Below are 26,704 nucleotides of genomic sequence, written 5' to 3'. Positions count from 1 at the left end.
TACCAGGTGACCCTCGTCAACGGCTCGCTCACCATCACCAAAGCACCCCTGACCATCACCGCCGACGACAAGACCAGAACCTACGGCGACGCCAACCCGGGCCTGACTGTCTCGTACAGCGGGTTCGTCCTGAGCCAGAACGCGTCCGTCCTCGGCGGGATGTTGGCCGTCACGACGACAGCGACCCCGGCAAGCGTCGTGGGGACCTACCCGATCACCGCGACCGGTCAGACGAGCGGCAACTACGCCATCACGTACGTGGCGGGAACCCTCACCGTCACCAAGGCATCGCTGACGATCACCGCCGCCTACAAGACCAAGGTGTACGGCTCCGCCAACCCGACCCTCACCGGCACCATCACCGGCATCAAGAACAGCGACGGGATCACCGCGACCTACGCCACGACCGCCACCGCCGCCAGCAGCGTCGGCTCATACTCCATCGTCCCGACGGCCGTCGACTCCACCCCCGCCACTCTGGCCAACTACCAGGTCACCCTGGTCAACGGTTCGCTGAGCGTCACCACGGCTCCCCTCACGGTGCGCGCCGGCGACCAGGTCGCGCAGTACAGCGACCCGTCACCGACGCTCACGAAGCAGATCACGGGATTCGTTCTGGGAGAGGGAGAGTCGGTTCTGGGCGGCACTCTGGCGCTGAGCACGACCCGAACGATCAACAGTCCGGCCGGCACGTACCCGATCACTGCCACGGGCTATACGAGCACGAACTACTCCATCACCTACGTAGGGGGCCTGTTCACCGTCAGCCAGGAGGACGCGACCGTCACCTACACCGGTGACACGCTCGTCAGCACAGGGTCCACCTCGACCTCGTCGAACAAGAGCGTCAAGCTGAGTGCGGCCGTAGCCGAAGCTGCTGATGCCAGTCTCGGCAGCAAGCTCGGTGCCCAGTCCGTGGTCTTCACGGTCTTCGACGCCAATGGCGCGCAGAAGGCGACCTGCACGTCACTCGTCACAGTGCCGGCGACCTACACCGGGACCGGGACCGCGACCTGCAACGTGATCCTCGGCGAGGGCAACTACTACGTGGATGTGGCGCTGGTGGCCAACAGCTACTACTCGGCACTGCACGACATGGGTGCAGTGACGGTGGTGCTGTCCGGCACCGGCTTCACGACCGGCGGCGGTTGGATCCAGGAGCCTACGCTCGGCACCAAGAGCAACTTCGGGTTCACGGTCAAGTACCTGAAGAACGGCAACATCCAGGGGAACAGCCTGTACATCTATCGCAAGACGCTCGGGGCCGCGGAGGTCGCCAACCCCACCGGTGGTTACCTCCCTGCCGGCAGCTACAACTGGATCATCAAGAGCAACTCGATGACCGGTCTCACCCAGAGCTGCCCGTCCGGCACGCTGATCGGGTGCACGGCGACCTTCACCGGCAAGAGCACGATCACAGCCGAGAACCGAACCACGGGAGTCCAGTACAGCCTTGGCGGTAACAACCAGTTCCAGGTCAACGTGAAGGACAACGGCGAGCCCGGATCAAGCTCTGCCACAACGCCGGACACGTACGCGCTACGGGTCTGGGACTCGAGCGGGACGATCTACCAGCTCGGCACGCCGACGGGACAGCTCGCGTTGAACGGCGGGAACATCCAGGTGCGCCCCTGATCACAGAGGATTCCGAGGGGCCGGGCTGCACACGCCCGGTCCCTCGCTGTCTCGCTCGGGGGCCAAGCTGATTCGCGCTGGGCGGGAGCTGATTCGTCCTGCGCGGGCCGCCTGTGGACCGGCCAGTCAAGGGTGTCGAGCGCGGAACGGGGTCACTGGATTACGAGCGTGAGGGTGGTCCTGCCGCCCAGTTGCTCGATCTCGTACGTGCCCTTCTTGGAGAAGGTCCGCGCATAGGTCGACGTCCGCTTCGGCAGGTCGACCCGGAAGCTCTCAGGCGACCCAGACCCGGTCTTGAGCGACTGGGCCGCGTCACTGTCGTTGACGAAGAGGAACTGTTTGCCCGCTCGGGCTTTGACGCAGGTCGAGTCGAAGCCGGTCTTTGAGACGAGCACCTGGACCGCAGCCTTGGCCGCGGCGGGGACACACGGGGCGCTCCCAACACTGCCCGCGGACGTGGCACCACTCGGCGACGGACCGGGCGTCTCCGTGCCTCCTGACGTGGAGGTGCAGCCGGACAGCGCGACGAGGGCCACAGCGACGCAGCCGAAGAGTCGTCTCACCATGCACATCCACGTCGGCGCATCCCAAGGGTCCTCCAGACGACTCGTGCCGTCACGATACGCCGCACGTTGGGGAACCGTGCGATTTACCACCGCTTTACGATTTCTGCCCATTCTCCTGCGGCGAGCGAAACGTTACCTTTACGGTGGCGCTGCCGGGTCGGGGGTGATGCCGGCTTCACCGTTTCGAGGGGATTGCGGGTATGCGCGCGCGTTCAATTCTGGCTGCCTCGGCAGCCGCAACCACACTTCTGGCCGTTGGGGCCAACATCTCGGTGTCCTATGCCGCCTCGGTGACGAGCGCCGCTTTCAGCGGAGGTGCAGGAACGTTCACCGCTGCGAACGGCACCCTGTTTGCCAAGCAGGGCGCGGCGTTGACGCTGACCGTCAACGCCGACAACCAGACGAAGTGCGTTGACGTGACCGGAACGATCACCGGCAGGCAGACCAACGGATCCAGCCCCTTCGTCTTCGCAACCCAGTCCGGCGCCGGTGACGGACTCCAGACAGCCAACCTCACCGTCGGCAATGGCAACAACGCGAACTCCTGCAACGGCGGGGTGAGCAGCGGAAGTGCTTCGTACGTGCGCGACAACACGGTGCCGACTGCGACCGCCACGCTGGTTCCCGTTCCGAACGCCGCGGGCTGGAACAGGTCAGATGTCTCGGTGACGTGGGTCGGTACTGACGCCGGCTCTGGCGTCAAGACGGTCACACCGACCACCGACACGGTCACCGCCGAGGGCATCGTCACCAAGACGACGGCAGTCACCGACAACGTGACCAACACGGGAACAGGCTCGGTCCAGGTCAAGCTCGACAAGAGCGCGCCGATCATCGCCGGCTCTCGCACGCCGGCCGCGAACGCCAACGGTTGGAACAACACCGACGTCACCGTCACCTTCACGCCAAGCGACGCGACGTCGGGCGTCAAGTCCTCTTCGGCTCCGACGACGCTCAGCGGCAACGTCGCCGACCAATCGGTCACAGGGACGGCCACCGACAACGCCGACAACACGGCGACCACGACGGTCAGCGGAATCAGCATCGACAAGGTCGCCCCAACGTTGTCCGGGAAGCCGACCACGAACGCGAACGCCGCCGGTTGGTACAACGGCGACGTCGCCGTAGCCTGGACGGCGGCCGACGCACTGTCCGGCACGACCAACCCGGCCAACAGCACGATCACCGGCGAAGGTTCGGCACTCACTGCCAGCACGACCGCGACGGACAAGGCCGGCAATTCCACCAACGCGCAGAGCGCCGCGGTCAAGATCGACCGCACCGCGCCGAACACCACCGTCACGGCGCCGCCCGCCTGGAACAAGAACGACGTCACGCTGACTCTCGTGCCTAACGACGGGCTGTCCGGTGTCGACAAGACCCTCTACCAGCTCGACGGTGGCGCGCAGACCGCCGGCACGAGCGTCCCGGTGACCGTCGAGGGCAACCACACCCTGAAGTTCTGGAGCATCGACCTCGCCGGCAACACGGAGGCCACGCACACGGTCAGCTTCGGGATCGACAAGACGTCGCCGACCATCGGCCACACCCAGAGCCCGGCTGCGAACGCGGACGGCTGGAACAACGACAACGTGACCGTGACGTTCACCTGCTCTGACGCGGTGTCCGGTGTGGCCAGCTGCACCGGCCCGCAGACGGTGACCAGCGAGGGCAAGTTCCAGGCGGTAACGGGCACCGTGACGGACAACGCGGGCAACTCGGCGACTGACCCGACATCGGTGAGCATCGACAAGACGAGGCCGGTCATCAGCGTCGACACGCTGCCGGCGCCGAACGCCAACGGATGGTACGGCGACGACGTCACCGCCACCTACACCGCCTCAGACGCCCTCTCTGGCATCAAGACCCAGGACAAAGCGCACACCTTCGGTGAGGGCGCCGCCCAGACCGACACCGCGACCGCGACCGACGTCGCCGGCAACAGTGCCTCCGTCACCACCCCGGTCGTCAACGTCGACAAGACCGCCCCCAGCATCACCGGCAAATTCGTCGGCACCCCTAACGCCAAAGGGTGGTTCACCGGCGACGTCACGGTCCACTGGACCTGCGCTGACGACCTGTCCGGCGTCGTCGCCTGCCCGACCGACTCCGTCGTCAAGGGCGAGGGCAGCGACCTGTCCGCCTCCGCCAGCGTCTCCGACAAGGCCGACCACACCTCGTCCGCGACGGTCGACGGCATCAAGGTCGACCGGACCGCACCTTCGACCAGCCCCTCCGGCGTCCCCGGCGGCTGGGTCAACGCCCCGGTCACCGTGGGCCTGACGGCCAACGACAACCTCTCCGACGTCGACAGCACCTACTTCGCCATCGACGGTGCAACTACCCCGACCAAGGGCGACACCGTCACGGTCGGCGCCGAGGGCGTCCACACCGTCAGCTACTGGTCGGTCGACAACGCCGGGAACAAGGAGGCCGCGAAGTCCTTCACCGTCAAGCTGGACCTGTCCTCGCCGAGCATCGCGCCGAGCCAGTCGCCAGAGCAGAACGCGCACGGCTGGAACAACACCGACGTGTCCGTCAGCTTCTCCTGCCTTGATCAGACGAGCCTGTCCGGCCTGAGAGACTGCAGCAAGCCCGTGACGGTCTCCACGGACGGCAAGGCGCAGGAAGTCACCGGCACCGCAACCGACAACGCCGGTAACAGCGTCACCGGGACCGCCACGGTCAACCTCGACAAGACCGCCCCGACGATCACCGGTTCGCCTGACCGGGCAGCGAATGCGGCCGGGTGGTACTCCGACGACGTCACCGTCTCGTTCGAGGCCGAGGACGGCCTGTCCGGCATCGACACCGTCACGGGCCCGCAGCACCTCGGCGAGGGGGCGGACCAGAAGGCCGACGGCACCGCGGTCGACAACGCCGGCAACAGTGCCAGCACGTCGGTCAGCGGCATCAACGTCGACAAGACCAAGCCGAACCTCAGCGCCGCGCCGACCACGAGCCCGAATGCGAACGGCTGGTACAACACGGACGTGACGCAGACCTGGTCCGCGGACGACGCCATCTCCGGCCTCGCCGGTGACAAGCCCGCCGACTCGGTCCTCTCGACGGAGGGCGTGGGCCAGACCGCCTCCGCGTCCGTCTCGGACAAGGCCGGCAACACGACCAGCGCCACCAGCGAGCCGGTCAAGATCGACAAGACGGCCCCGAGCACTGATGCCTCCGCCCCCAGCGGCTGGGTCAACAGCAGCGTCGATGTCACCCTGACGCCACACGACGCCCTGTCCGGTGTCGACGCCACGCAGTACAGCGTCGACGGTGCGCCCAAGCAGACCGGAACCACGGTCACGCTGACCAGCGAGGGGACGCACACCATCTCCTACGGCAGCACCGACAAGGCCGGCAACGCCGAGAAGGCCAAGACCGTCACGGTCCAGATCGACAAGAGCAACCCCACCATCACCCACGAGCTCGCGCCTGAGGCGAACGGCAACGGGTGGAACAACGCCGACGTGACGGTCACGTTCACCTGTGTGGACCCCGGCGACCTGTCCGGTATCGCCAGCTGCACGGCCCCCCAGACCGTGACCACCGAGGGCGCGAGCCAGTCCGTCACCGGGACCGCGGTGGACCAGGCCGGCAACACCGCGACCGACCCGGCGAGGGTGAGTGTCGACAAGACCAAGCCGACCATCACCGGCAGCCGGTCGCCGGCAGCCAACGAGTCGGGCTGGAACAACACCGCCGTCACCGTGCACTTCGACGGCAAGGACAGCCTGTCGGGCATCGACGGCGTCACGGCCGACAAGACGCTCGGTGAGGGCACCAACCAGTCCCTCGAGGGCACCGCGGTCGACGCGGCCGGCAACTTGGCCAGCACCACTGTCGGCGGCATCAACGTCGACCAGACCGTGCCCACCCTCTCCGGCAAGCCGACCATCCCCGCAAACGGCAACGGTTGGTACAAGGGCGATGTCACGATCGCTTGGACCGCCGACGACGACCGCGCTGGTGTGGCCTCCGCTCCCCCCAACGGCACCATCACCGGAGAGGGCAGCGGCCTCAAGGACACCGCCACGGTGACCGACAGGGCCGGCAACAGCACCACCGCCGACAGCGCCGCGGTCAACATCGACCGCACCGCTCCGAGCACCGGCGCCGACGCGCCCGGCGGCTGGAACAACAGCAAGGTGACGGTCAGCCTCGCCGCCACCGACGGCCTGTCCGGGGTCGACGCGACGTACTACAAGGTCGACAACGGCGACGCCGTCAAGGGCGCGCTGCTGACGATCGACACGGAGGGCATCCACACTCTGAAGTACTGGAGCGTGGACAAGGCCGGCAACGCCGAGTCGGCACAGACCTCCACGGTGAAGATCGACCTCACCAAGCCGGCCGTCGGGCACACCATCACCCCGGCCCCGAACGCCAAGGGGTGGAACAACACGCCGGTCACCGTCGCCTACCAGTGCGACGACAAGCTCTCCGGCGTGGGCAGCTGCTCCCCCGACGCCAAGGTGAGCACCGATGGGCAGGATCAGGCCGTCCCCGGCACCGCCGTGGACAACGCCGGCAACACCTTCACCGACGACGCCACCGTGAGCATCGACACCGTGGCGCCGCGGATCGGAGCTCGCCCTGACCGGGCTGCCAACACCAACGGCTGGTATGCCGGTGACGTGACTGTTGGCTTCCGCTGCCGTGACAGCCTTTCCGGCATCGCCAGCTGCCCTGCGCCGAGCACCCTCGGTGAGGGCAAGGCGCAGTCGGTCAAGGGCACCGCGACCGACACCGCCGGCAACAGCAAGGACGCCACTGTCGGCCCGATCAACGTCGACAAGACCGCCCCGACGCTGAGCGGCGCCGCCACCACCGACCCGAATGGGGCCGGCTGGTACAAGGGGGACGTCACCGTCAGTTGGACCGCCGCTGACGCCCTCTCGGGCCTCGACGGCGCCGCGCCCGCTGACAGCACGATCACCAGCGAGGGCACCGGCCTGACCGTCGGCACCTCAGTCCACGACCTGGCCGGCAACGAGACCTCCGCCAAAAGCGCTCCGGTCAAGATCGACCGAACCGCGCCCAGCACGACCGTCTCGGACGTCTCCGACTGGAGCAACAGCGCCGTCACGGTGAAGTTCACCGCCGGTGACAACCTCTCCGGCGTCGCAGCCACTCACTACCAGGTGGACAAGGACCCGGCCGGTACTGGTGACAGCGTCACCATCGACTCCGAAGGCGTCCACACGCTCCAGGTGTGGAGCGTGGACGATGCCGGCAACGTCGAGGGGCAGAAGAACATCACGGTGAAGATCGACAAGACGGCGCCTGGCATCAGCCACACGCAGGCGCCGGCCGCCAACGCACGGACCTGGAACAACCGCGACGTGACGGTCACCTTCACGTGCACCGACAGCGGCTCCGGCATCGCCTCGTGCACCGCCCCCATCACCAAGGGCGAGGGCGCCGCACAGAAGGTGGAGGGGACGGCCACGGACAAGGCCGGCAACTCGGCCACCGACGAGACGACGGTCAACGTCGACAAGACGAAGCCCACCGTCACCGGCAAGCTGTCGGCTGACGCGAACGGCAACGGCTGGTTCAAGGCTGACGTCACGGCGACGTTCACCTGCGCCGACCAGGACGGCCTGTCCGGCATCCTTTCCTGCCCGGCCGCCAAGACCCTGGGCCAGGGCGCCAACCAGAGCGCCGGCGGCACCGCCACCGACGCCGCGGACAACGCCAGTGATGCCTTCAGCATCGCCGGCGTCAACATCGACAAGACCGACCCGACCCTGAGCGGCGCCGCCACCACGGCTCCCAACGGCGAGGGCTGGTACAAGGGCGACGTCACTGTCAAGTGGACCGCCGCTGACGCCCTCTCCGGCATCTACGGCGCCGCGCCCGCTGATAGCACGATCACCAGCGAGGGCGACGCCCTGTCGACCGGCGCCTCGGTGAGCGACAAGGCCGGCAACACGGTGAGCACGACGGTCAAGGGCATCAAGATCGACCGGCACGATCCGACCACCACGGCCACCCCACCCAGCGGCTGGCAGAGCAGCGACGTCACCGTGAAGCTCAGCACGGCTGACAACCTCTCTGGCGTGGCCGGCACGTACTACACGGTCGACGGGGGGACTCAGCAGGCCGGCACCTCGGTCAGCGTCACCAGCGACGGGGCGCACAAGGTTGCCTACTGGAGCATCGACAAGGCGGGCAACACCGAGACCGCCGTCACAGTCACCGTGCTGGTGGACAAGACCGCGCCGACGATCACCGGCAAGGCCACCACTAGCCCGAACGCCACTGGTTGGTACAGCAGCGCAGTAACGGTTCAGTTCGACTGCGCGGATGCGATCAGCGGGATCGCCAGCTGCCAGCCGGACGCGACACTGGCCGCGCAGGGTGTGAACAGCGCTACCGGAACGGCGGTCGACAACGCCGGAAACATGGGCACGACCACCGTCGGTGGGCTCAACGTCGACACGGTGGCGCCGAGCGTGAGCATCGGCGGGGTCAAGGACGGCGGCGTCTACACCGTCGGAGCGGTCCCGACCGCCACGGCGAGCGCCATGGACGGCACCAGCGGTTTGGCCGGGCCAGCGACGGGCACGAGGACCGGAGGCACGGCCAACGGCGTCGGCACCTTCACCTACACCGCGACGGCGACTGACAAGGCCGGAAACGTGGGGACGGCGAAGGTCACCTACACGGTGGTCTACGGCTACGGAACAACGCTCTTCCTCCAGCCGGTCAACGACACGGCGCACCAGACGGGGGTGTCGACCAGCGTCTTCAACGCCGGTCAGACCATCCCGATGAAGTTCCAGCTGAAGAACGCCGCAGGCACCGTCATCCAGGCGGGCACGGCACCCAAGTGGCTCGTTCCCGTCAAGGGCTCCGCCACCGGGGCGGCGGTCAACGAGTCCGCCTACACGGCAACGGAGACCGTCGGTGGCACGTACACCTGGGACGGCACGCAGTACCAGTTCAACTGGAAGACCGACAAGACGATGGCCGGCAGCTACTGGCGAGCGGGAGTGACGCTCGACGACCGCCAGACGTACTACGTCAACATCGGGCTCCGCTGACCTGAGACCAGGGGAAGGACGGGCGCACCACGACGGGGTGGTGCGCCCGTTCTCCGTCTGCGCACCGCCGACCCTCAGTCAGCCGCCTCCGGGATCAGCAGAGTGAACGTCGCCCCGCCGCCGGGCGTCTCCGTCACCTCGAGCCGGCCACCGTGCGACCGGACGATCTGGGTCACGAGTGCGAGCCCGAGACCGACGCGCCTGCCACCCGATCCGCTGTCGCCGCGCGAGAAGCGGCGCGTCAGCCCCTCGACGTCCGCGACGTCCACGCCGTCGCCGTGGTCGACCACGTCGACACGCACCTGACCATCCGAGACACCGGACCGAACCTCGACACGGGTCCCCTTCTCCGAGTGGGCGATCGCGTTGTCGACGAGCGCCAGCACCGAGCGGCGGAGACTCGGGCGCACACCGTCGACGACACACTCCTCGGCCCCGCACGCCGCCTCGTCGACGAGCGTCACGCCGTGGTCGGCGGCATACGGCATGAGCGACGTGACGACCTCCGAAGCGAGCGAGCCCAGGTCGACCCGGTCGGCGACCTCGTCGACGTGCTCGAGCTGCGCCGAGAGCAGCAGGTCGGACACGACGTCGGCCATGGCCTGGGTGTCGTGGACGAGCTGGTCGACCTCGGCCAGCCGACGCGCGGCCGCCGGGTCACCCCCCGACGCCTCGGCAGCGGCCACGTCGAGCGCGACGTGGCGGCGCAGCATCTGGGCGCGGGTGCTGATGACGGCGAGCGGGGTGCGCAGCTCGTGCGAGGCGTCGGCGACGAACTGCCGCTGCAGCTCCATCGCCTCACCGAGCGGACGCACGGCGCGCCGCCCGGCCAGCAGGCCCGTCAGGGCGGCGAGCAGCACCCCGACGACGCCGGCGGCCGCCGTCGACATGAGCAGCCGCTGCTCCTCGCCGGTGTGCAGGCGGATGTCGTAGACGGCGACATAGCTGCCGTCGTCGCGCCGGTCGACCCACGCCGGCCAGGACCGCCCCTGCGCCGTGACGCTCGTCTGACCGGACACGTCGGGGCCGATCCCCGCCACCGCCGCGGCGAGGTCCGGCGGCATCGACCGGGTCGCCTCCTGACCCGACTCGGTCCGCTTCACCAGCCACGTGCCGGGCGGCGCGTCGACGACGTCGTCGGCCGTGCGGGCGGTCGTCTCGGTGCGCCCGCGGATCTCGGCCAGCTGCTGCCGGTCGAAGAGCACCGCAGTCCCGAGGATCGCGATCAGCACGACGAGCGCCGTCGTCGCGCCGACCCGCAGCGCCACCGACCGCGACGCGCGGCGCAGCGGATCATCCACCGCCACAGACTTTTTCGAGCGCAACCCCATCAGGACGCGCCGAGCCGGTAGCCGACACCGTGCACGGTCTCGATGACGGACTTCCCGAGCTTGCGGCGCAGGTAGTAGACGTAGGTGTCGACGGCGCCGAGGGTGTCGGCGTTGTCGAAGGCCGAGACGAGCAGCTCGTCCCGGGTGAAGACCCGCGTGGGCCGGCGCGCCAGCGTCTCGAGCAGGCGGGCCTCGCGACCGGACAGCATCACCTCGCCGTCACCGCCGACGAGGCGCTGCTCGCCGACGACGAGTCGCCGATCCCCGACCACCAGCTCCCCCGTGGCGCCACCCACCGGGCGCAGCAGGGCCCGCAGCCGCGCGAGCACCTCGTCGACGTCGAACGGCTTGACCACGTAGTCCTGCGCACCGGCATCGAGCCCCTCGACGCGGTCGGCGACCGTGCCGCGCGCGGTCAACAACAGGACCGGCGCGGTCAGCCCGCGCGAGCGCAGCCGCGTCACGAGGTCGACGCCTTCGATGCCTGGCAGCCCGCGGTCGACGACGAGCACGTCCCAGTCGTCGACGAGACCACGATGGAGACCCGCCTGTCCGTCGCGAACGGCCGTGACGGCATACCCCTCCTCGTCGAGCAGCTCGGCGAGCATCTGCGCGAGGTCCGGGTCGTCCTCGACGAGGAGCAGGCGCGGACGGAGCGGGGACGCGGTCATGGCCCGACCCTCCCTTGCCCGTCTCATAACTTTCTGAGATCGACTGAGCACCATCGTTCTCGTGAGCACCACCATCGCACCACACCGCGGGACCCCGAGCCGGGTCCGTCGCGCCCTGCGTGCCGGCGCGGACTTCCGCCGCTGGCAGGCCCGCACGGGCGACCTCCTCGAGACGCTCGCCATCGCGAGCCTGCTCGCCGTTGTGGCGCAGTTCCTCCTCGGCGGAGGCAGCCACGACCTCACGGCGGGCAGCTCGAGCACCATGCTCATCGCCGTGGGGCGCCTCACCGGACTCGTGGCCATGGACCTGCTGCTCATCCAGCTGCTCCTCGCGGCCCGCGTGCCGTGGATCGACCGCGTCTACGGGATGGACCGGGCCCTCAAGGCGCACCGCATCCTCGGCCGCGTCACGGTCCCCCTCGTGCTCGTCCACGTCGGCGCCATCGTCGTCGGCTACGCGGCGCGTGACGACCTGCACGGTCCCTTCGCACCGGTCGTCGAGTCGTTCCGCCTCCTCACCGGGGGCAGCGACCTGCTCTTCGCCTTCATCGCCACGGCCCTGCTCGTCGTCATCGCCGTGACCTCGGTCAGCATCGCCCGCCGGCGCCTGTCCTACGAGTGGTGGCACCTCGTGCACCTGACGTCATATGCCGCCGTCGTCCTCGCCGTGCCGCACGAGCTGTCGATCGGCTCGGACTTCACCGCCTCGCAGTGGGTGCGCACCTACTGGTGGACGCTCTTCGTGCTCGTCGCGGCCAGCGTCGTGTGGTGGCGCCTGCTCGTCCCCGTCGCCCGCAGCCTGCGACACGACCTGCGCGTCACCGACGTCGTCGAGGAGGCCCCCGGCGTCTGGTCCGTGTGGATGAAGGGCCGTCGCCTCGACCGTCTCCCGGTGCGCGCCGGGCAGTACCTCAACTGGCGCTTCGTCAGCCCGCGCCTGCTCGCGACCGCCCACCCGTGGTCGATCTCGAGCGCGCCCGACGGCCGCCGCCTGCGCATCACGGTGCGCGAGCTCGGCGACCACTCGAGCCGCCTGGCCCACCTGCGGCCCGGCACCCGCGTCCTCTTCGAGGGGCCCTACGGCGCCTTCACCGCCCGCCAGCGCGTCCGCCGCCGCGTCCTGCTCCTCGCCGCCGGCATCGGTGTCACGCCGATCCGCTCGATCCTCGAGGAGCTCGTGCGCCACGGCCACGCCGGCCCCGGCGACGTCACTGTCGTCTACCGCGCCAACGACGAGTCGCAGCTCGCGCTCCGTCACGAGCTCGAGCACCTGACGGCCGTCGGCGGACACCAGCTGCTCCTCCTGGTCGGCCCGCCGGTGGGCGGCTCGTGGCTGCCGCCCGACCACTCCGGCGGGCAGCCCGTCCCCGACGCCGAGCGGCTCGCCGAGCTCGTCCCCGAGCTGCGCCGCCACGAGGCCTACCTCTGCGGACCCGGGGGCTGGATGAACCTCGTCCACCGCAGCCTCCTCGAGGGCGGCATCCCCAAGGCCCACATCCACGACGAAAGGTTCTCCTGGTGAGGAAGGCAACGACCGCCCTCGTCGGCCTGGCCGGCATCGTCACCCTCAGCGCGTCCTGGGCCACCGGCCTGGCGCCGAAGCACTCCGCCGTCACGGGCGTCCACATCCTGTCGTCCGCCAAGGCCGGCACCCCGGTCGCCGCCGCGCCGCCGAAGCCGTCCGGCAGCTCGAAGACCTCCCGCGCCGCCAAGACGTCCAGCGGTTCCGCGACGTCCGCTGCGGCCAAGAAGGCTCCCGCGGCCCCGCGCTCGGGCACTGTCGACGGCGCCGTCGTCGGGACGCAGTACGGCTCCGTCCAGGTGCGCGTCAGCTTCACGGGCTCGAAGATCACCAACGTCCACGCCCTCCAGCTGACCGACAGCTCCCGCACGTCCGTGTCGATCAGCGCCGGCGCAGCCCCGACCCTTCGCCAGGAGGCGCTCGCCGCCCAGTCGGCGCAGATCGACGTCGTCAGCGGCGCCACCTACACGAGCGAGGCCTACCAGCAGAGCCTCCAGTCGGCGATCGACGCCGCCCACCTGGGCTGACAGGCCCCACCAGCCGCACCCGACCGGGTGCCCGCGACGCGGCCCGCCGATCTTCCCCTGTGGTCGGCGGGCCGCCCACCTTCGCGCCCACGTCAGCACACGGCGTACGCCCCCCGACCGATGGCGTATGCCGTATGCCTCGGTACGCGTGTGACGCGTGGTTCGCGGGCCGGTGCACATGTGTTCAGAAGTCGGGTCGTTCGAGACATCCGGGGCGCGCGCTCTGCCATGACAACATCAACGGTCTCGCCGTCGGCGACGTGACGGGCGACGGCAAGACCGATGTGGTGCTGGCCGACTACGGTGCCGGCCTCGTCCTGCTCCGGCATTCGGACGGTGTCACCTCGGGCACGGCGCAGCTGTGGGTGAAGAGCACGACGCCCAGCGACTTCGGGTCGGGGATGACGCAGACGTACACACCGACCGTGACGTTCGCGCGCGATGTCGTCCCGTCGAGCGTCACGACCTCTACGGTCCGGATCCTCAACGGCCGCACCGGATCCGCGGTCCCCGCGACCGTGACCTACGACGCCGTGATGCGGACCGCGACGGTCAGGCCGACGACGCCGCTCTACGACAACGCGCCCTACCGGCTGACGGTCGCCGGCGTGAAGGACACGTCGAGCGCGACGATGACGACGGCATACTCCTCGACGTTCCGCACCGTCGACGTGGCGCCCAAGGGCGTCGGGGCGTTCAAGGCGGCGGGCGCCCTGCGCGCCGCGACGCTGACGTGGACGGCCCCGGCCATCAACGACCTGGACCGCTACGTCATCCGGATGGCGACGGGATCCACCCCGCCGTCCAGCCCGACGACCGGAACCGCCGTCTACTCGGGCACGGCCCTCAGCACGAAGGTCAACCTCGCCCAGGGCACGACGTACAGCTTCCGGATCTGGGTCAAGGACCGGTCGGGCCGCTACAGCGTGGCCTCGTCGGCGCGGCTCGTCGGCACGGCCGAGACCATCGGCTCCACCGTCACGTCGCTGACGAAGGGCCGCACGGTCACGGTGAGCAGCAAGCTGACCCGTCGCGACACCGGCGGCGCCATCGCCGGCGTCCCGGTGCAGCTCTACTGGCGCAGGGTCGGATCGACGGCGTGGAACCTCACGGCGACGCGTACGTCGAGCTCCACGGGCATGGCGTCCTATGCGCACGCGCCCACGGCGTCGGTCGACTACATGTGGGTCTACCGGGGGTCGGGCACCTACGTCGGCTCGGGCAGCGCCCTACGGAGGGTCACCGTGCGCTGACTGCGCCTGCCTGGGTATGCCGTGAGGCCCCGTTCCGGACGGAACGGGGCCTCACGGCATACGGGCGAAAAGGCTTGCCCTCAGGATGGATCCGCCTTCACCGCCAGCACGGGGCAGTCCGCGTCGAGGAGGATCTGCTGGGCCTGGCTGCCCATGATGAGCTTGCCCACCGGTGTGCGCCGGCGCAGGCCCACGACGATCAGCTCGGCGTTGGTCTGCTGGGCGACCTCGAGGATCTGGTCGGCCGGGTCCTTCGCCTCGACCTGCTGCAGCACCTCGTGCTCGACCCCGGACTCACCGAGCTGGTCCCGCACCGACTGCCAGTCCTCGGCCGAGGAGTGGCGCCGGTCCACGAGCGCGTCCCCGCGGCTCGCGTTGACCACGACGAGCCGGGAGCCGCGGAGGCGAGCTTCGGCGATGGCCGTGGTGAGGGCGGCGTGCCCGGCCGGTGACGGGATGTACCCGACGACGATCGGCATGGTCACACTCCTTCCGCGTTGGCGTGGGCGTGCGCCCCGGCCAGGGCGTCGTGGCCGGCGTCGGGACCGGAACCGGTCCCCTTGCCGCCACGGCGGTTGCGCACCAGGCGCGCGATCGGCGGCCCGACGAGCAGCAGCGCGATGATGACGTAGACGATCTGCGAGAACGCCGTGTTGTAGAGCCCACTGAGCTCACCGTCGCTGATCTGCAGCGCGCGACGCATCTGCTCCTCGGCGACCGGCCCGAGAATGATGCCGATGATCGCCGGCACGATGGGCAGGCCGTAGCGGCGCATGAAGAAGCCGAGCACACCGATGATGAGCAGGAGCCAGAGGTCGAACGTCGAGTTGTTCGCGGCGTACGCGCCGATGCTGGCGAAGAAGAGGATGCCGGCGTAGAGGTACGGACGCGGGATGCGCAGCAGCCGGGCCCAGACGGTCGCGAGGGGCAGGTTGAGGCCGAGCAGGATCGCGTTGCCGATGAAGAGGCTCGCGATGAGGCCCCACACGAGCTCCGGCTGTGTGTCGAGCAGACGGGGACCCGGCTGGATGCCGTAGCCCTGGAAGGCGCCGAGCATGACGGCCGCCGTGGCCGTCGTCGGGATGCCAAGCGTGAGCAGCGGCACGAGCCCACCGGCGGCCGAGGCGTTGTTCGTCGCCTCCGGACCGGCAACACCCTCGATGGCGCCCTTGCCGAAGTCCTCCGGGTTCTTGGCCAGCTTCTTCTCCGTCGCGTACGACAGGAAGGTCGGGATCTCGGCGCCGCCGGCGGGAATGGCACCGAACGGGAAGCCGATGGCGGTGCCACGCAGCCACGGCTTCCACGAGCGACGCCAGTCGTCACGCGTCATCCGGGCACCGTCGACGTGGACGATGTCGAGCGACGACCGCCGCAGGTGGGCGGCCACCCAGAGGGCCTCACCCACGGCGAACAGGCCGACCGCCACGACGACGACATCGATCCCGTCGGCGAGCTCGGGGATGCCGAGCGTCAGTCGCTGCTGGCCCGAGGTCGGGTCGATGCCGATGGTGCCGATGAGCAGGCCGATGCCGAGGGAGGCGAACCCACGGATCTTCGACGAGCCGAGCACCGTCGTCACGGCGACGAACGCGAGCACCATGACGGCGAAGTAGTCGGGGGCGCCCATCTGCACGGCGAGATCGACGATGACGGGGGCGAGCAGCGCCAGGCCGAGCGTGCCGATCGTGCCGGCGATGAAGGAGCCTATGGCCGCCGTCGCGAGCGCCGCTGCCCCACGGCCCTTCTTGGCCATGAGGTTGCCCTCGATGGCGGTGATCACCGACGCGCTCTCACCGGGCGTGTTCAGCAGGATCGACGTCGTCGACCCGCCGTACATGCCGCCGTAGTAGATGCCGGCGAACATGATGAACGCTTGGGTCGGCTCGAGGGTGTAGGTCAGGGGCAGGAGCAGTGCGATCGTCATGGCCGGACCGATGCCCGGGAGCACGCCGATCGCGGTGCCGAGGAGCACGCCGAGGAACGCGTACAGCAGGTTGATCGGAGTCAGCGCGGTGGCGAACCCCTCGATGAGCGAGTTGATTCCGTCCATCAGAGGATTCCCTTCAGGAGCCCGGCGGGCAGCTTGATGCCGAGGCCGGCGTAGAAGAGGTACCAGGTGCCGACCGACATGATGACGGAGATGATGACGTTGCGGATGTAGCTGCGGCTGCCCAGCGCGTACGTCGTGCCGAAGAAGAGGATGGCCCCCGAGAGGGGCCACCCGACGCGCTCGATGAGCAGCGCGTTCGCGGCGAAGGCGCCGGCGAGCAGGCCGATGGTGCGCCAGTCGCTGCCGTGCGAGAGGTCGACGTCCTCGCCGCCCTCCTGCTCGCCACGACCGCCACGGGCGACGTCGATGACGAGCAGGATCGCCATCGCCACGAGCAGCAGACCGACGGCGATCGGGACGGTCTTGGGCCCGATGGGGCCGCGGGCCGTCGAGGCGTCGGCGAGACCCACGGCGTCGACGATCGCCCAGATGCCCAGGGCGAGGAGCAGCACGGCAACGCCGTACTCCGAGTAGTCCTTCTTCGCGGAGGCGTCACGGGTCGAGTCCGGAAGGCGATCAGATCCGCCCGGCCCGGCCGGCCCGGCTACGCCGCCGGTGGCCCGGCCCGGCGGCACCTCAGGCGCCGCCGGACCCGTCGAACCGTTCGCGGGAGTCATGACGTCAGGCCGAGTTCCTTGAGGACGCCCGCGACGCTCTCGTTCTGGGCCGCCAGGAACGTCTTGAACTCTTCACCGGTCTGGAACGAGTCGGTCCAGCCCTGGTCGGCGAGCGTCTTCTTCCACTGCTCGGACCCGTGCATCTTGGTCACGAGGTCGATGTACTGCGCGGTCTTCTCGGCGGAGAGTCCGGGAGGGCCGACGATGCCACGCCAGTTCGAGAACTCCATGTCGACGCCGAGGTCCTTGAGGGTCGGCGCGTCGACACCCGCGACCGGCTTCGCGCTCGTCACGGCGAGGATCTTGACGTCACCGTTCTTGGCCTGCTCGGCCACCTCGCTGACGCCGGTCGCGGCGAAGGCGACCTTCTTGCCGAGGATGCCGGTCAGCAGATCGCCACCGCCGTCGTAGGCGACGTAGTTGACGTCCTTGGGGGTGATACCGACGGCCTTGGCGAGCAGCATCGGGGTGAGGTGGTCGGGCCCACCGGCGTTGGAGGCGCCGCCGACGGGCACCTTGCCCGGGTCGGCCTTCCACGCAGCGACGAGCTGGTCGAGCGTCGTGTAGGGCGAGCCGGCCGGGACGACGATGGCCTCGGACTCCTCGATGAGCTTCGCGATCGGCACGGTCTCGTTGAGCGTGGCCTTGGACTTGTTCGTGTAGACGGCCCCGACGACGCCGAGCCCCATCTGCATGAGGATGTCGTCCTGCCCCTTCTCGTTGACGAGGCGCTGGAGGCCGACGGTGCCACCGGCGCCGGCGGAGTTGAACACCTCGATGGTGCTCGCGAGGCCGGCGTCCTGCATGGCCTTCGCCGCCGCGCGGGCCGTCGTGTCGTAGCCGCTGCCGGGCGAGTTGGGGACGAGGATGCGCAGACCCTTGACGGGACCGGCGGCCGCGCCCGAGCTCCCACCAGAGGTGCCCTCGTCGGCGCTCACGCCGCAGGCGGACAGGGCGAGACCGGCGGCCAGGAGGGCCGAGCCGACCTTGAGCTGGGTGCTGAATCGCACAGGAGACTCCTTTGTCTGACAGGTCGGGACACACAGGTCCCGGGGGTATGCCCGCAAGCCTCGCGACGGCATACGGCCCTGTCACCGTTAGGAGCGCAAACTCCATTTTGTTCATTCTGCTCAGGCGCTCGTTGGACTCGTGGACGGGGGTCGCCACAATGGCCTCATGAGCGCGGCGTGGCGGTCCCGGCTGCGGCTGCCCAGGTGGACCCTGGCCGGCCGGATGCTCGCCATGCAGCTCGCGATCATGTGCGTCGTGCTCGTCGGTGTCGCCCTCGTCTCGCTCGCCCAGTCCGATGCCCGCGCGCGCGACACGGAGGGCCGACGCGCCCTGGCGATCGCCGAGAACCTCGCGGCCACGGCGGGCGTGCACAGTGCGCTCGCGCCGTCGACCACCGAGACCGAGCGGTTCGTGCGGCAGGCCCAGGGCATCGCGGAGTCGGGGCGCTCGTTCTCCGGCTCGACGAAGGTCATGGTCGTCAAGGGCGACCGGCGCGTCGTCGTCTCGACCGACCCGCTGCCGACGAACCGCATCGTCCGCCTCCAGGCACAGCCCGACTACTTCGGCCGGGCGTGGACGGGCGTCGAGGACGAGACCGGCGACGCGATGGCGACGGCGCCCGTCATCAACGAGAAGACGCTCGCCACGGACGGCGCCGTCGTCGTGACCCGCGCCTACCCGACCGTGACCGAGAACCTGTCCGCCGTGATGCCCAACCTGCTCACCTACCTCGGCATCGCGACCGCCCTCGGCGTCATCGGCTCGCTCCTGCTGTCGCGGCGGGTCAAGCGCCAGACGCTCGGCCTCGAGCCGCGCGAGATCACCGGCCTCGTCGAGCAGCGCGAGGCCATCCTGCACGGCATCAAGGAGGGCATGCTCGCCGTCGGGCTCGACCGCCGGGTGTCGATGGTCAACGACGAGGCGGCGCACCTCCTCGGGATCCCGCTCGCGTCCACGGGACGGCACATCTCCGAGATCGACGCGAGCGGCCGGCTCGCGGAGGTCTTCGACGATCCGGACTCCGCCACCGACCGCGTCATCCCTTACCGCGGAAGGGTGCTCACCCTGAACCGCATGCCGGTGCTCAGCCGCGGGCGGCACATCGGCTGGGTGGTGACGCTGCGTGACCGCACCGAGATGCTCGAGCTGCAGCGCGAGCTCGACGTCACGCGCGACACCACCGACACGCTCCGCGCGCAGGCCCACGAGTTCAGCAACCGGATGCACGTGGTGAGCGGGCTCATCGAGCTCGGGGAGTACGACGACGCCCTGCGCTACGTGCGGCACCTCAACGCCAGCCAGACCAGGCTCACCGGCGGCATCGCCGCCCACGTGGCCGACCCGGCGGTCACCGCCCTGCTCATCGCGAAGTCGAGCCAGGCCGACGAGCGCGACGTCGAGCTGGTCCTCGCCGACACGACGAGGGTCGACCGCCTCGACGAGCAGCTCGCCACCGACGTCAACACCGTGCTCGGCAACCTCATCGACAACGCCCTCGACGCCTCCGCCGACACCCCGGACCCGATCGTCACCGTCGAGATCGTCCAGTCCGACGCCGAGCTGCGGATCACCGTGCGCGACCAGGGTCCCGGGATCGCCAGCGACCTCGGCAACCGCGTCTTCCGCACCGGCGTCAGCACCAAGGACGCCGGCCCGGGCGGCCGTCGCGGCATCGGCCTGGCCCTCGTGCGGGTCATCTGCCGCAAGCGCGGCGGCGACGTCACGGTCACCGACGACGACGGAGCAGTCTTCGTCGCGACCCTGCCCCTCGACCGCACGGCGGTGAGCCCGTGATCCGGGTGCTCGTCGTCGACGACGACTTCATGGTGGCCAAGGTGCACTCGAGCGTCGTGGCGCGCCAGCCCGGCTACCAGGTCGTCGGCGTCGTGCACTCGGCGGCGGCCGCGCTCGAGGCGGTGCGCACCCTGCACCCCGACCTCGTCCTGCTCGACGTCTACCTGCCCGACATGAGCGGACTCGACGTGCTGCGCCGCCTCCGCGAGCGCGCGCCGGGGCAGGTCGACGTCATCGTCATCAGCGCCGCCCGGGACATCGAGTCGATCCGGCGCGCCCTGCACGGCGGGGTCTTCCACTACCTCGTCAAGCCCTTCGAGATCGACTCGCTGCGTCAGCGGCTCGTCGAGTTCAGCGACCACCGCGCCGAGCTGCGCGACCTCGACGAGGCCGCCGAGATGCGCCAGGACGACGTCGACCGGGCCTTCCGGGCGCAGTCCGGCCAGGCGCGCCGACTCCCGAAGAGCATCAGCCCGGAGACGGTCGAGGTCGTCGAGACGGCGTTGCGGGGCGTCGACGGGGATGCGGACGGCATGTCCGCGATGGAGTGCGCCGACGCGACCGGGTTGTCGCGCAGCAGCACCCGGCGTTACCTCGACCACCTCGTCGAGACCGGGGCGGCGGAGCTGCTTCCCCCGCGCTACGGCGCGGCCGGTCGCCCCGAGCGCCGCTACCGCGTCCGCAGCCGCTGACCAGCGTCACCCACCCCGCGAGCTCTGGCCTTTCGCCGGTCAGCGGGCGTCGAGGCGGGTTCCGATCGCGTCGAGGGCCACGTCGCGGGCGGCGAGCACGTGCGACTCGGCGCGGCGGCGCGCCTCGTCCGGGTCACGTTCCGTGAGCGCGGCGACGATCTCCCCATGCTCCTGCAGTGCAGCGGTGCGTCGCGCCTGGCTCTCGTTGGTGAACGGCCGGTAGCGCGACATGTGGCCGTCGACCTGCGCGTGCAGCCTGCTCGCCCAACCGTGCCCGGCGATGCCCGCGATGCGCAGGTGCAGGTCGTGGCCGGCGCGCATGGCGTCGTCGGCGTTGCCGACGAGGCGCTCGTTGCGGTCGAGCAGCCGTCGCAGCGCCGCGGCGTCGTCGTCGGTGAGCCGCCGCGCGGCCTCCCCCGTCATGAGCCCCTCGAGCGCGGCGCGCACACCGTAGAGCTCCTCGATGTCGCTCGCGGTGAGCGGGCGCACGACCATCCCGCCCGTCGGCAGCTGGTCGACGAGGTCCTCGGCGAGGAGCAGGCGCAGCGCCTCACGCAGCGGCGTGCGGCTGACCTGCAGCGCGGTCGCGAGCTCGGGCTCGTAGAGCCGCTGGCCGGGCTCGAGCTCGAGACTGAGGATGCGGCGGCGCAGCTCGGCGTAGACCAGCTGTCCCCCCGAGGCGCGCCTCATCCGTTCCATGCCACGACCTGTCGTTGCACACATGTATACAAGTATGCTTCCATGCTCCCAGTCTTCCACGACCGGCCGCCACGAAGGAGCAGGCATGACCGAGCAACAGCCCCAGGCGGCCGAGCCGACCGTCGTCCTCTCGGCCGCAGACCTGGGCGCCTTCGTCACGGCGCTGCTCACGCGTCGGGGCGTCCCCGAGCCCGACGCGGCGCTGCTCGCCGACACGCTCGTCACCGCGGAGCTGTGGGGTCACGCCTCGCACGGGGTCCTCCGGCTGCCTTGGTATGCCGCCCGCTTGGACTCGGGCGCGATGGCCGCGGTCACGCTCGTGGAGCCGGTCACCGACAACGGCGCGGTCGTCGTCCTCGACGGGCGCGACGGCATCGGGCAGGTGGTGGCCCAACGCGCCGTCAAGCTCGGCGTCGAACGGGCGCGGCAGCACGGCATCGCCGGCATCGCGGTGCGCAACTCCGGCCACTTCGGCACGGCCGCCTACTTCACCCGGGCCGCCGCCGAGGCGGGTTGCGTCGCCATCCTGGTCACGAACGCCAGCCCGGCCATGGCCCCGTGGGGCGGGCGTCGCAAGAGCATCGGCACCAACCCCTGGTCCATCGCCGCCCCCGCCGGACGGCACGGCGTCGTCGTCATGGACCTCGCCAACACCGCCGTCGCACGCGGCAAGGTCTACCTCGCGGCGGAGCGTGGCGAGCCGATCCCCGAGGGCTGGGCCGCGGCCGCCGACGGCACGCCCACCACCGACCCTGCGGCCGCCATCGCCGGCCTCATCCAGCCGATGGCCGGGGCGAAGGGCTACGTCATCTCCTTCATGATGGACGTCCTCGCGGGGGTCCTGACAGGCAGCGCCTTCGGCGACTCCGTGGTCGGCCCCTACGACCCGCAGCGACGCAGCGGAGCCGGTCACCTGCTCATCGTGATCGACCCCGCGGCCACCGGTGAACCGGCCGAGTTCGCCTCTCGCATGGAGCAGCTCGTCGACGAGACCCGGTCCGATGAGCTCGCGGCGTGGTCCGACGCGATCCTCGTCCCCGGCGAGCTCGAGGACCGCAACCGTGCCACGAACGAACGCGACGGCATACGCCTGGCGCGCGCGACGTGGGACGCCCTCCTCACCCTCGCCGCCGAGAGCGGCGTCGACCGCCCACCCACCACGACCGACCCAACCAACCAGCAGGACCAGCCCGAGGAGGCCCGCGCATGATCGCCCTCATCGTCTCGCTCCACGTCGTGCCCGAGCGCCTGGACGACTTCACCGCCGCCATCGCGACGAATGCCGAACGGACCTTCACCGACGAGCCAGGGTGCCTGTCATTCGACGTGACCCAGGACCTGGCCGACCCGCACCACTTCGTCTTCTACGAGCTGTACGCCGACGAGGCCGCCGTCGCGGCGCACCGGGCCGCACCGCACTTCGCGCAGTGGCGCGAGGCCGCCGACCGTTGCGTCCTGCCGGGTAGCCAGGTCAACACGGTGTCGACCATGCGGTTCCACCACCCGGAAGGAGCCCGGACATGAAGGTCCTCGTGCTGCCGGGCGACGGCATCGGCCCGGAGATCACCGCGGCGACCCTTCGCGTCCTCGAGGCCGCCGACGAGCGGTTCGGGCTCGGGCTCGACCTCATCGTCCGGGACGTCGGGCTGGCGTCGCTCGCGGCCGCCGGCACGACCCTCCCGGACGACGTGCTCGCGCTCGTCACCGAGGTCGACGGCACGGTGCTCGGGCCGGTCTCGCACTACGACTACCCACCGCGCGCCGAGGGTGGGGTGAACCCCTCGGCCGAGCTGCGCACCCGGTTCGCCCTCCACGCGAACATCCGGCCGTGCCGGTCCGTCGCCGACCTCAGCGTGCTGCGCACGCCGATGGACCTCGTCATCGTGCGCGAGAACACCGAGGGCTTCTACTCCGACCGGAGCATGTATGCCGGCTCGGGAGAGTTCATGCCGGACGCCGACTCCGCGTTCTCCATCCGCAAGATCACCGCGCACGCGTCGGCCAGCGTCGCCCGCACGGCCTTCGAGATCGCCCGCACCCGTCGCCGGCACGTGACCGCCGTGCACAAGGCCAACGTCCTCAAGCTCTCCGACGGGCTCTTCCTCCGGGAGGTGCGGCGCGTCGCGGAGGACTACCCCGACGTCGCGCTGCGCGAGCTCATCGTCGACGCGGGAGCCGCCCGGCTCATCCGCGACCCGGGGTCGTTCGACGTCCTCGTCACGACGAACATGTTCGGGGACATCCTCAGCGACGAGGCCTCCGAGCTCTGTGGCAGCCTCGGCCTCGGGGGCGCGATCAATGCCGGCGACGACGTGTGCGTGGCCCAGGCGCAGCACGGGTCCGCTCCCGACATCGCCGGCCAGGGCATCGCCAACCCCGTGTCGCTGATCCGCTCGGCGGCCATGCTCCTCGACTGGCACGGCCGGCGCTGCGGCCGCGACGACCTCGTCATCGCGGCCCGTGGCATCGACGGCGCCGTGGCCGAGGTGGTCGGCAACCCGGCCACCCGCACCGCCGACCTCGGCGGCACGCTCACGACCGACGAGCTGGCCGCCGCCGTCGCCGACGCACTGGACCACGGCCCCGGCCGCAGAACGACCACGACCACGACCCGAGAGGACAGCCATGCCTGACCAGCCGACCGCCCAGCGCCTGCTCATCCGCCCCGACTCCGTCGCACCGTTCGACCGGGGCAACGGCGTCCTCACCATCCCCTACGTCGGCAGGTGGAACTGCGAGACCAACCGCCTGACCACGGGCCAGACCCAGTTCGCCGAGGGAACCGGCCTGCCGCTGCACAGCCACAACGTCGAGGAGTCCGTGCTCGTCCTCGAGGGCGAGGCCGTCGCCGAGATCGGTGACGAGTCGTTCGACCTCGTCGCCGGCGAGGCCACCTGGGTGCCGGCCGGCATCCCGCACCGCTTCTCCAACCGGGGCGCGGGGACCATGCGCATCTACTGGGTCTACGGCGGACGCGACGTGACCCGCACCATGACCGCCACCGGCGAGACATTCGAGCACCTGTCCGAGAGCGACCGGGGCGGACTGAGCGCGCCATGACCGCCATGGGGCGCACCAGCACGACCACGAGCGTGGACACAGTCGACCCAACGACGGGCCTTGTGCTGCAGTCCTATCCGGCGATGAATGCGGCTGAGGTCGAGGACGCCGTCGCCGCGGGTGCCGCTGCCGCGTCCGTCTGGGGCTCGACACCCGTGGCCGCGCGCCTCGCGGCCGTGGCGCGTCTGGCCGAGGTCCTGCGCGAGCGGTCGGAGGACCTCGCCGACCTCGTCACGCGGGAGATGGGCAAGCCCATCGCGGAGGCGCGCGGTGAGGTGGTCAAGTCGGCGGTCACGGCCGAGCACTACGCCGCCCACGGCTCCCGGATCCTCGCCGACCGGCCGGTCCCGATCGACGCTCCCGAGGGCGTCGAGGCGTGGGTCTCCCACGAGCCGATGGGGCTCGTGCTCGCCGTCATGCCGTGGAACTTTCCGGTCTGGCAGGTCATGCGTGCCGCGATCCCGACCGTGGCCGCCGGCAACGGTCTGCTCCTCAAGCACTCACCCAACGTGACCGGTTCCGCCCTGGCGATCGCCGAGCTCTTCACCGCCGCAGGGTTGCCCGAGCACCTCGTGACCGCCCTGGTCGTCGCCGAGCCGGACGTGCCGGCCACCGTCGAGGGCCTCATCGCCGACGAGCGCGTCGCTGCCGTCACCCTCACCGGAAGCAACCGCGCAGGCGAGATGGTCGGGGCCGCGGCCGGGCGCGCGTCGAAACCCTCGGTCCTCGAGCTCGGCGGCTCGGACGCGTTCGTCGTGCTCGCGGACGCCGATGTGGAGGCGGCCGCGGCCGCGGCCGTTCGCGCCCGCTTCACCAACTCCGGCCAGAGCTGCGTGTGCGCCAAGCGGTTCGTCGTCGCGGCAGCAGTCGCCGACGAGTTCGTCCGGCTCTTCGTCGACGGCGTGCGCGCCCTCAGAGCGGGCGACCCGACCGACGCCTCGACGGAGGTGGGCCCGCTCGCCCGCGCCGACCTGCGTGACGCGCTGCAGCGCCAGGTGGACGAGTCCGTCGCCCTGGGTGCCACGGTCGCCATCGGTGGCCGAAGCGGTCGGGGCTCGGGATCAGGTGACGACACCGACACGGGTTGGTTCTACGAGCCGACCGTGCTCATCGGCACCGGCCCCGGCATGCCGGTCTTCGACGAGGAGACCTTCGGCCCGGTAGCTGCCGTCGCCGTCGCCTGCGACGACGACCACGCCGTCGCGCTCGCCGACCACACGGCATACGGCCTCGGGCTGAGCGTCTGGAGCCGGTCGACGGAGCGTGCGGTGGCGTTGGCCCGGCGGATCACGACCGGTGCGGCGTTCGTCAACGCCGTGGTCGCGTCCGACCCACGCGTGCCGTTCGGCGGCACGAAGCGCAGCGGCTACGGCCGCGAGCTCGCAGACGCCGGCCTGCTCGCCTTCACGAACCAGCGCACCTACTGGGTCGTATCGGGCCACTGACCTCCCGTGCGGGAGACGCCGACGTGTCGCGCCACCTCGACGAACCCAGCGCGCTGGTAGAGCCCGATCGCGGGACCGCCGTCCTCGGCGACGATGACGAGCCGCCCGACGGCCGGGTCCTCCAGCGCCCACTCGCCCGCGGCCCGCACGAGCGCGCCGGCGATGCCGCGCCGCCGGTGGCTCTCGAGGGTCACGACGTCCTGGTAGCGGGCAAGGTCACCGAGCCGGACGATGCCGAGGTTCGCGACCAGCTGGTCGCCCTCGAAGGCGCCGACCCAGCGCGCCCGACCGGACTCGACGAGCCCGCGCTGCGCGACTGCACGACGACGCTCGAAGACGAGGCGGCCGTCGCGCCGGTCCTGCGGGGTGTCGCTCCCGCCGACCCGTGCCGACTGCTCCCAGTCGTCGCCGCTCGTGAGCGCGCGGAGCCGTATGCCGTCCGGTGCGACCGCGGCCGCCGGAACCGACGTCGTGGCGAGGTCGACGTCGACCTCGACGTCCCAGCCCTGCGCGGCCCAGGCACCGCTGTCGCCGTCCGGTTGCGCGAAGCCGATCGCGCGGTGACGGGCGTCCGGGAACTCCGCCTCGAACCGCGCGGTCCAGCGCTCGACCTCGTCGGAGCGTGGGGCCGTCGGCACGAGGATGAAGTTGCCCCACCAGAAGGTCGGGTTGGCCTCGGTGCGCACGACGAGATGGTCGCCGAGGTCGGTGACGGTCGACCCCTGGAGGCAGAGCAGGTCGAGGTCGGTCGTCAGCCCCGGTGAGTCGATGCGCAT

At 70.4% G+C, this 26,704-nt stretch carries 22 protein-coding genes; 12 read left to right on the top strand and 10 right to left on the bottom strand.

What is annotated here, in order from left to right; translation table 11 throughout:
- A partial coding sequence (locus tag ASD90_RS22390; protein ID WP_304437905.1) for an MBG domain-containing protein occupies positions 1–1,635 on the top strand: 1,635 nt, incomplete at its 5' end.
- A gap of 152 nt (positions 1,636–1,787) precedes the next feature.
- Here the strand turns inward: ASD90_RS22390 and ASD90_RS23705 are convergent.
- Positions 1,788–2,030 carry a hypothetical protein gene (locus ASD90_RS23705; protein ID WP_157623268.1) on the bottom strand — a complete coding sequence of 81 codons (243 nt, stop codon included), beginning with the start codon at positions 2,028–2,030 and terminating at the stop codon, positions 1,788–1,790.
- Positions 2,031–2,478: 448 nt separating this feature from the next.
- Positions 2,479–3,537 carry a hypothetical protein gene (locus tag ASD90_RS23700; protein WP_157623267.1) on the bottom strand — a complete coding sequence of 353 codons (1,059 nt, stop codon included), beginning with the start codon at positions 3,535–3,537 and terminating at the stop codon, positions 2,479–2,481.
- Positions 3,538–3,547: 10 nt separating this feature from the next.
- Here ASD90_RS23700 and ASD90_RS22380 point away from each other — a divergent pair, with 10 nt between their 5' ends.
- Positions 3,548–9,256 carry a PxKF domain-containing protein gene (locus ASD90_RS22380; RefSeq protein WP_157623266.1) on the top strand — a complete coding sequence of 1,903 codons (5,709 nt, stop codon included), beginning with the start codon at positions 3,548–3,550 and terminating at the stop codon, positions 9,254–9,256.
- Between the two features lie 74 nt (positions 9,257–9,330).
- On the opposite strand, the gene ASD90_RS22375 is transcribed toward ASD90_RS22380, so the two are convergent.
- Entirely contained in the window at positions 9,331–10,557 is a 1,227-nt protein-coding gene (locus tag ASD90_RS22375; protein WP_235506878.1) for a cell wall metabolism sensor histidine kinase WalK, read from the bottom strand.
- Positions 10,558–10,586: 29 nt separating this feature from the next.
- Positions 10,587–11,258 (bottom strand): response regulator transcription factor, encoded by a 672-nt coding sequence (locus ASD90_RS22370; RefSeq protein ID WP_056761610.1) that lies wholly within the window; start codon positions 11,256–11,258, stop codon positions 10,587–10,589.
- A 61-nt stretch (positions 11,259–11,319) separates the two neighbouring features.
- Here ASD90_RS22370 and ASD90_RS22365 point away from each other — a divergent pair, with 61 nt between their 5' ends.
- The 3 genes from ASD90_RS22365 (at position 11,320) to ASD90_RS22355 (ending at position 14,560) form a co-directional block, all read left to right on the top strand.
- A complete protein-coding gene (locus tag ASD90_RS22365; protein WP_056761608.1) occupies positions 11,320–12,780 on the top strand; it encodes a ferric reductase-like transmembrane domain-containing protein in 1,461 nt (486 codons plus the stop codon).
- Positions 12,777–13,307 (top strand): FMN-binding protein, encoded by a 531-nt coding sequence (locus ASD90_RS22360; protein ID WP_056761605.1) that lies wholly within the window; start codon positions 12,777–12,779, stop codon positions 13,305–13,307. Before ASD90_RS22365 ends, ASD90_RS22360 begins: the two co-directional genes overlap by 4 nt.
- Before the next feature lie 260 nt (positions 13,308–13,567).
- A complete protein-coding gene (locus ASD90_RS22355) occupies positions 13,568–14,560 on the top strand; it encodes an Ig-like domain-containing protein (protein WP_056761602.1) in 993 nt (330 codons plus the stop codon).
- An 80-nt stretch (positions 14,561–14,640) separates the two neighbouring features.
- Here the strand turns inward: ASD90_RS22355 and ASD90_RS22350 are convergent, their stop codons facing one another.
- Genes ASD90_RS22350 through ASD90_RS22335 form a run of 4 tightly spaced genes read right to left on the bottom strand, consistent with a single transcriptional unit; the run spans position 14,641 to position 18,237 of the window.
- Positions 14,641–15,039: a universal stress protein gene (locus ASD90_RS22350; protein ID WP_056761600.1), complete on the bottom strand. Its 399-nt coding sequence runs from the start codon at positions 15,037–15,039 to the stop codon at positions 14,641–14,643.
- Positions 15,040–15,041: 2 nt separating this feature from the next.
- A complete protein-coding gene (locus tag ASD90_RS22345; protein WP_056761597.1) occupies positions 15,042–16,610 on the bottom strand; it encodes a tripartite tricarboxylate transporter permease in 1,569 nt (522 codons plus the stop codon).
- Positions 16,610–17,227, bottom strand: a complete 618-nt coding sequence (locus ASD90_RS22340; protein ID WP_082588978.1) for a tripartite tricarboxylate transporter TctB family protein — start codon at positions 17,225–17,227, stop codon at positions 16,610–16,612. The genes ASD90_RS22345 and ASD90_RS22340 overlap by 1 nt, the downstream gene beginning before the upstream one ends.
- Positions 17,224–18,237, bottom strand: a complete 1,014-nt coding sequence (locus ASD90_RS22335) for a tripartite tricarboxylate transporter substrate binding protein (protein WP_056761592.1) — start codon at positions 18,235–18,237, stop codon at positions 17,224–17,226. Before ASD90_RS22335 ends, ASD90_RS22340 begins: the two co-directional genes overlap by 4 nt.
- Before the next feature lie 166 nt (positions 18,238–18,403).
- On the opposite strand from ASD90_RS22335, the gene ASD90_RS22330 reads away from it, so the two are divergent.
- Positions 18,404–20,032 (top strand): ATP-binding protein, encoded by a 1,629-nt coding sequence (locus ASD90_RS22330; RefSeq protein ID WP_056761589.1) that lies wholly within the window; start codon positions 18,404–18,406, stop codon positions 20,030–20,032.
- A complete protein-coding gene (locus tag ASD90_RS22325) occupies positions 20,029–20,724 on the top strand; it encodes a response regulator (protein ID WP_056761588.1) in 696 nt (231 codons plus the stop codon). Before ASD90_RS22330 ends, ASD90_RS22325 begins: the two co-directional genes overlap by 4 nt.
- A gap of 39 nt (positions 20,725–20,763) precedes the next feature.
- Here ASD90_RS22325 and ASD90_RS22320 read toward each other — a convergent pair whose 3' ends face one another.
- Entirely contained in the window at positions 20,764–21,423 is a 660-nt protein-coding gene (locus ASD90_RS22320) for a GntR family transcriptional regulator (RefSeq protein ID WP_056761585.1), read from the bottom strand.
- A gap of 85 nt (positions 21,424–21,508) precedes the next feature.
- Here ASD90_RS22320 and ASD90_RS22315 point away from each other — a divergent pair, with 85 nt between their 5' ends.
- Genes ASD90_RS22315 through ASD90_RS22295 form a run of 5 tightly spaced genes read left to right on the top strand, consistent with a single transcriptional unit; the run spans position 21,509 to position 25,928 of the window.
- Positions 21,509–22,633: an Ldh family oxidoreductase gene (locus ASD90_RS22315; RefSeq protein WP_056761582.1), complete on the top strand. Its 1,125-nt coding sequence runs from the start codon at positions 21,509–21,511 to the stop codon at positions 22,631–22,633.
- Complete coding sequence (locus ASD90_RS22310; protein WP_056761581.1) at positions 22,630–22,947, top strand: putative quinol monooxygenase; 318 nt, start codon at positions 22,630–22,632, stop codon at positions 22,945–22,947. The genes ASD90_RS22315 and ASD90_RS22310 overlap by 4 nt, the downstream gene beginning before the upstream one ends.
- Positions 22,944–24,056 carry an isocitrate/isopropylmalate dehydrogenase family protein gene (locus tag ASD90_RS22305; RefSeq protein ID WP_056761578.1) on the top strand — a complete coding sequence of 371 codons (1,113 nt, stop codon included), beginning with the start codon at positions 22,944–22,946 and terminating at the stop codon, positions 24,054–24,056. Before ASD90_RS22310 ends, ASD90_RS22305 begins: the two co-directional genes overlap by 4 nt.
- The gene (locus ASD90_RS22300) at positions 24,049–24,483 is read left to right on the top strand and encodes a cupin domain-containing protein (RefSeq protein WP_056761576.1); all 435 of its coding nucleotides are present in this window, start codon (positions 24,049–24,051) and stop codon (positions 24,481–24,483) included. The genes ASD90_RS22305 and ASD90_RS22300 overlap by 8 nt, the downstream gene beginning before the upstream one ends.
- On the top strand, positions 24,480–25,928 hold the full coding sequence (locus tag ASD90_RS22295; RefSeq protein WP_200958680.1) for an aldehyde dehydrogenase family protein: 1,449 nt from the start codon (positions 24,480–24,482) through the stop codon (positions 25,926–25,928). Before ASD90_RS22300 ends, ASD90_RS22295 begins: the two co-directional genes overlap by 4 nt.
- Here the strand turns inward: ASD90_RS22295 and ASD90_RS22290 are convergent.
- Positions 25,904–26,704 (bottom strand): GNAT family N-acetyltransferase, encoded by an 801-nt coding sequence (locus ASD90_RS22290; RefSeq protein ID WP_056761573.1) that lies wholly within the window; start codon positions 26,702–26,704, stop codon positions 25,904–25,906. The genes ASD90_RS22295 and ASD90_RS22290 overlap by 25 nt on opposite strands.

The organism is Terrabacter sp. Root181, assembly GCF_001428505.1.
Lineage (GTDB): Bacteria > Actinomycetota > Actinomycetes > Actinomycetales > Dermatophilaceae > Terrabacter.
This window is presented reverse-complemented; position numbering and strand designations above follow the sequence as displayed.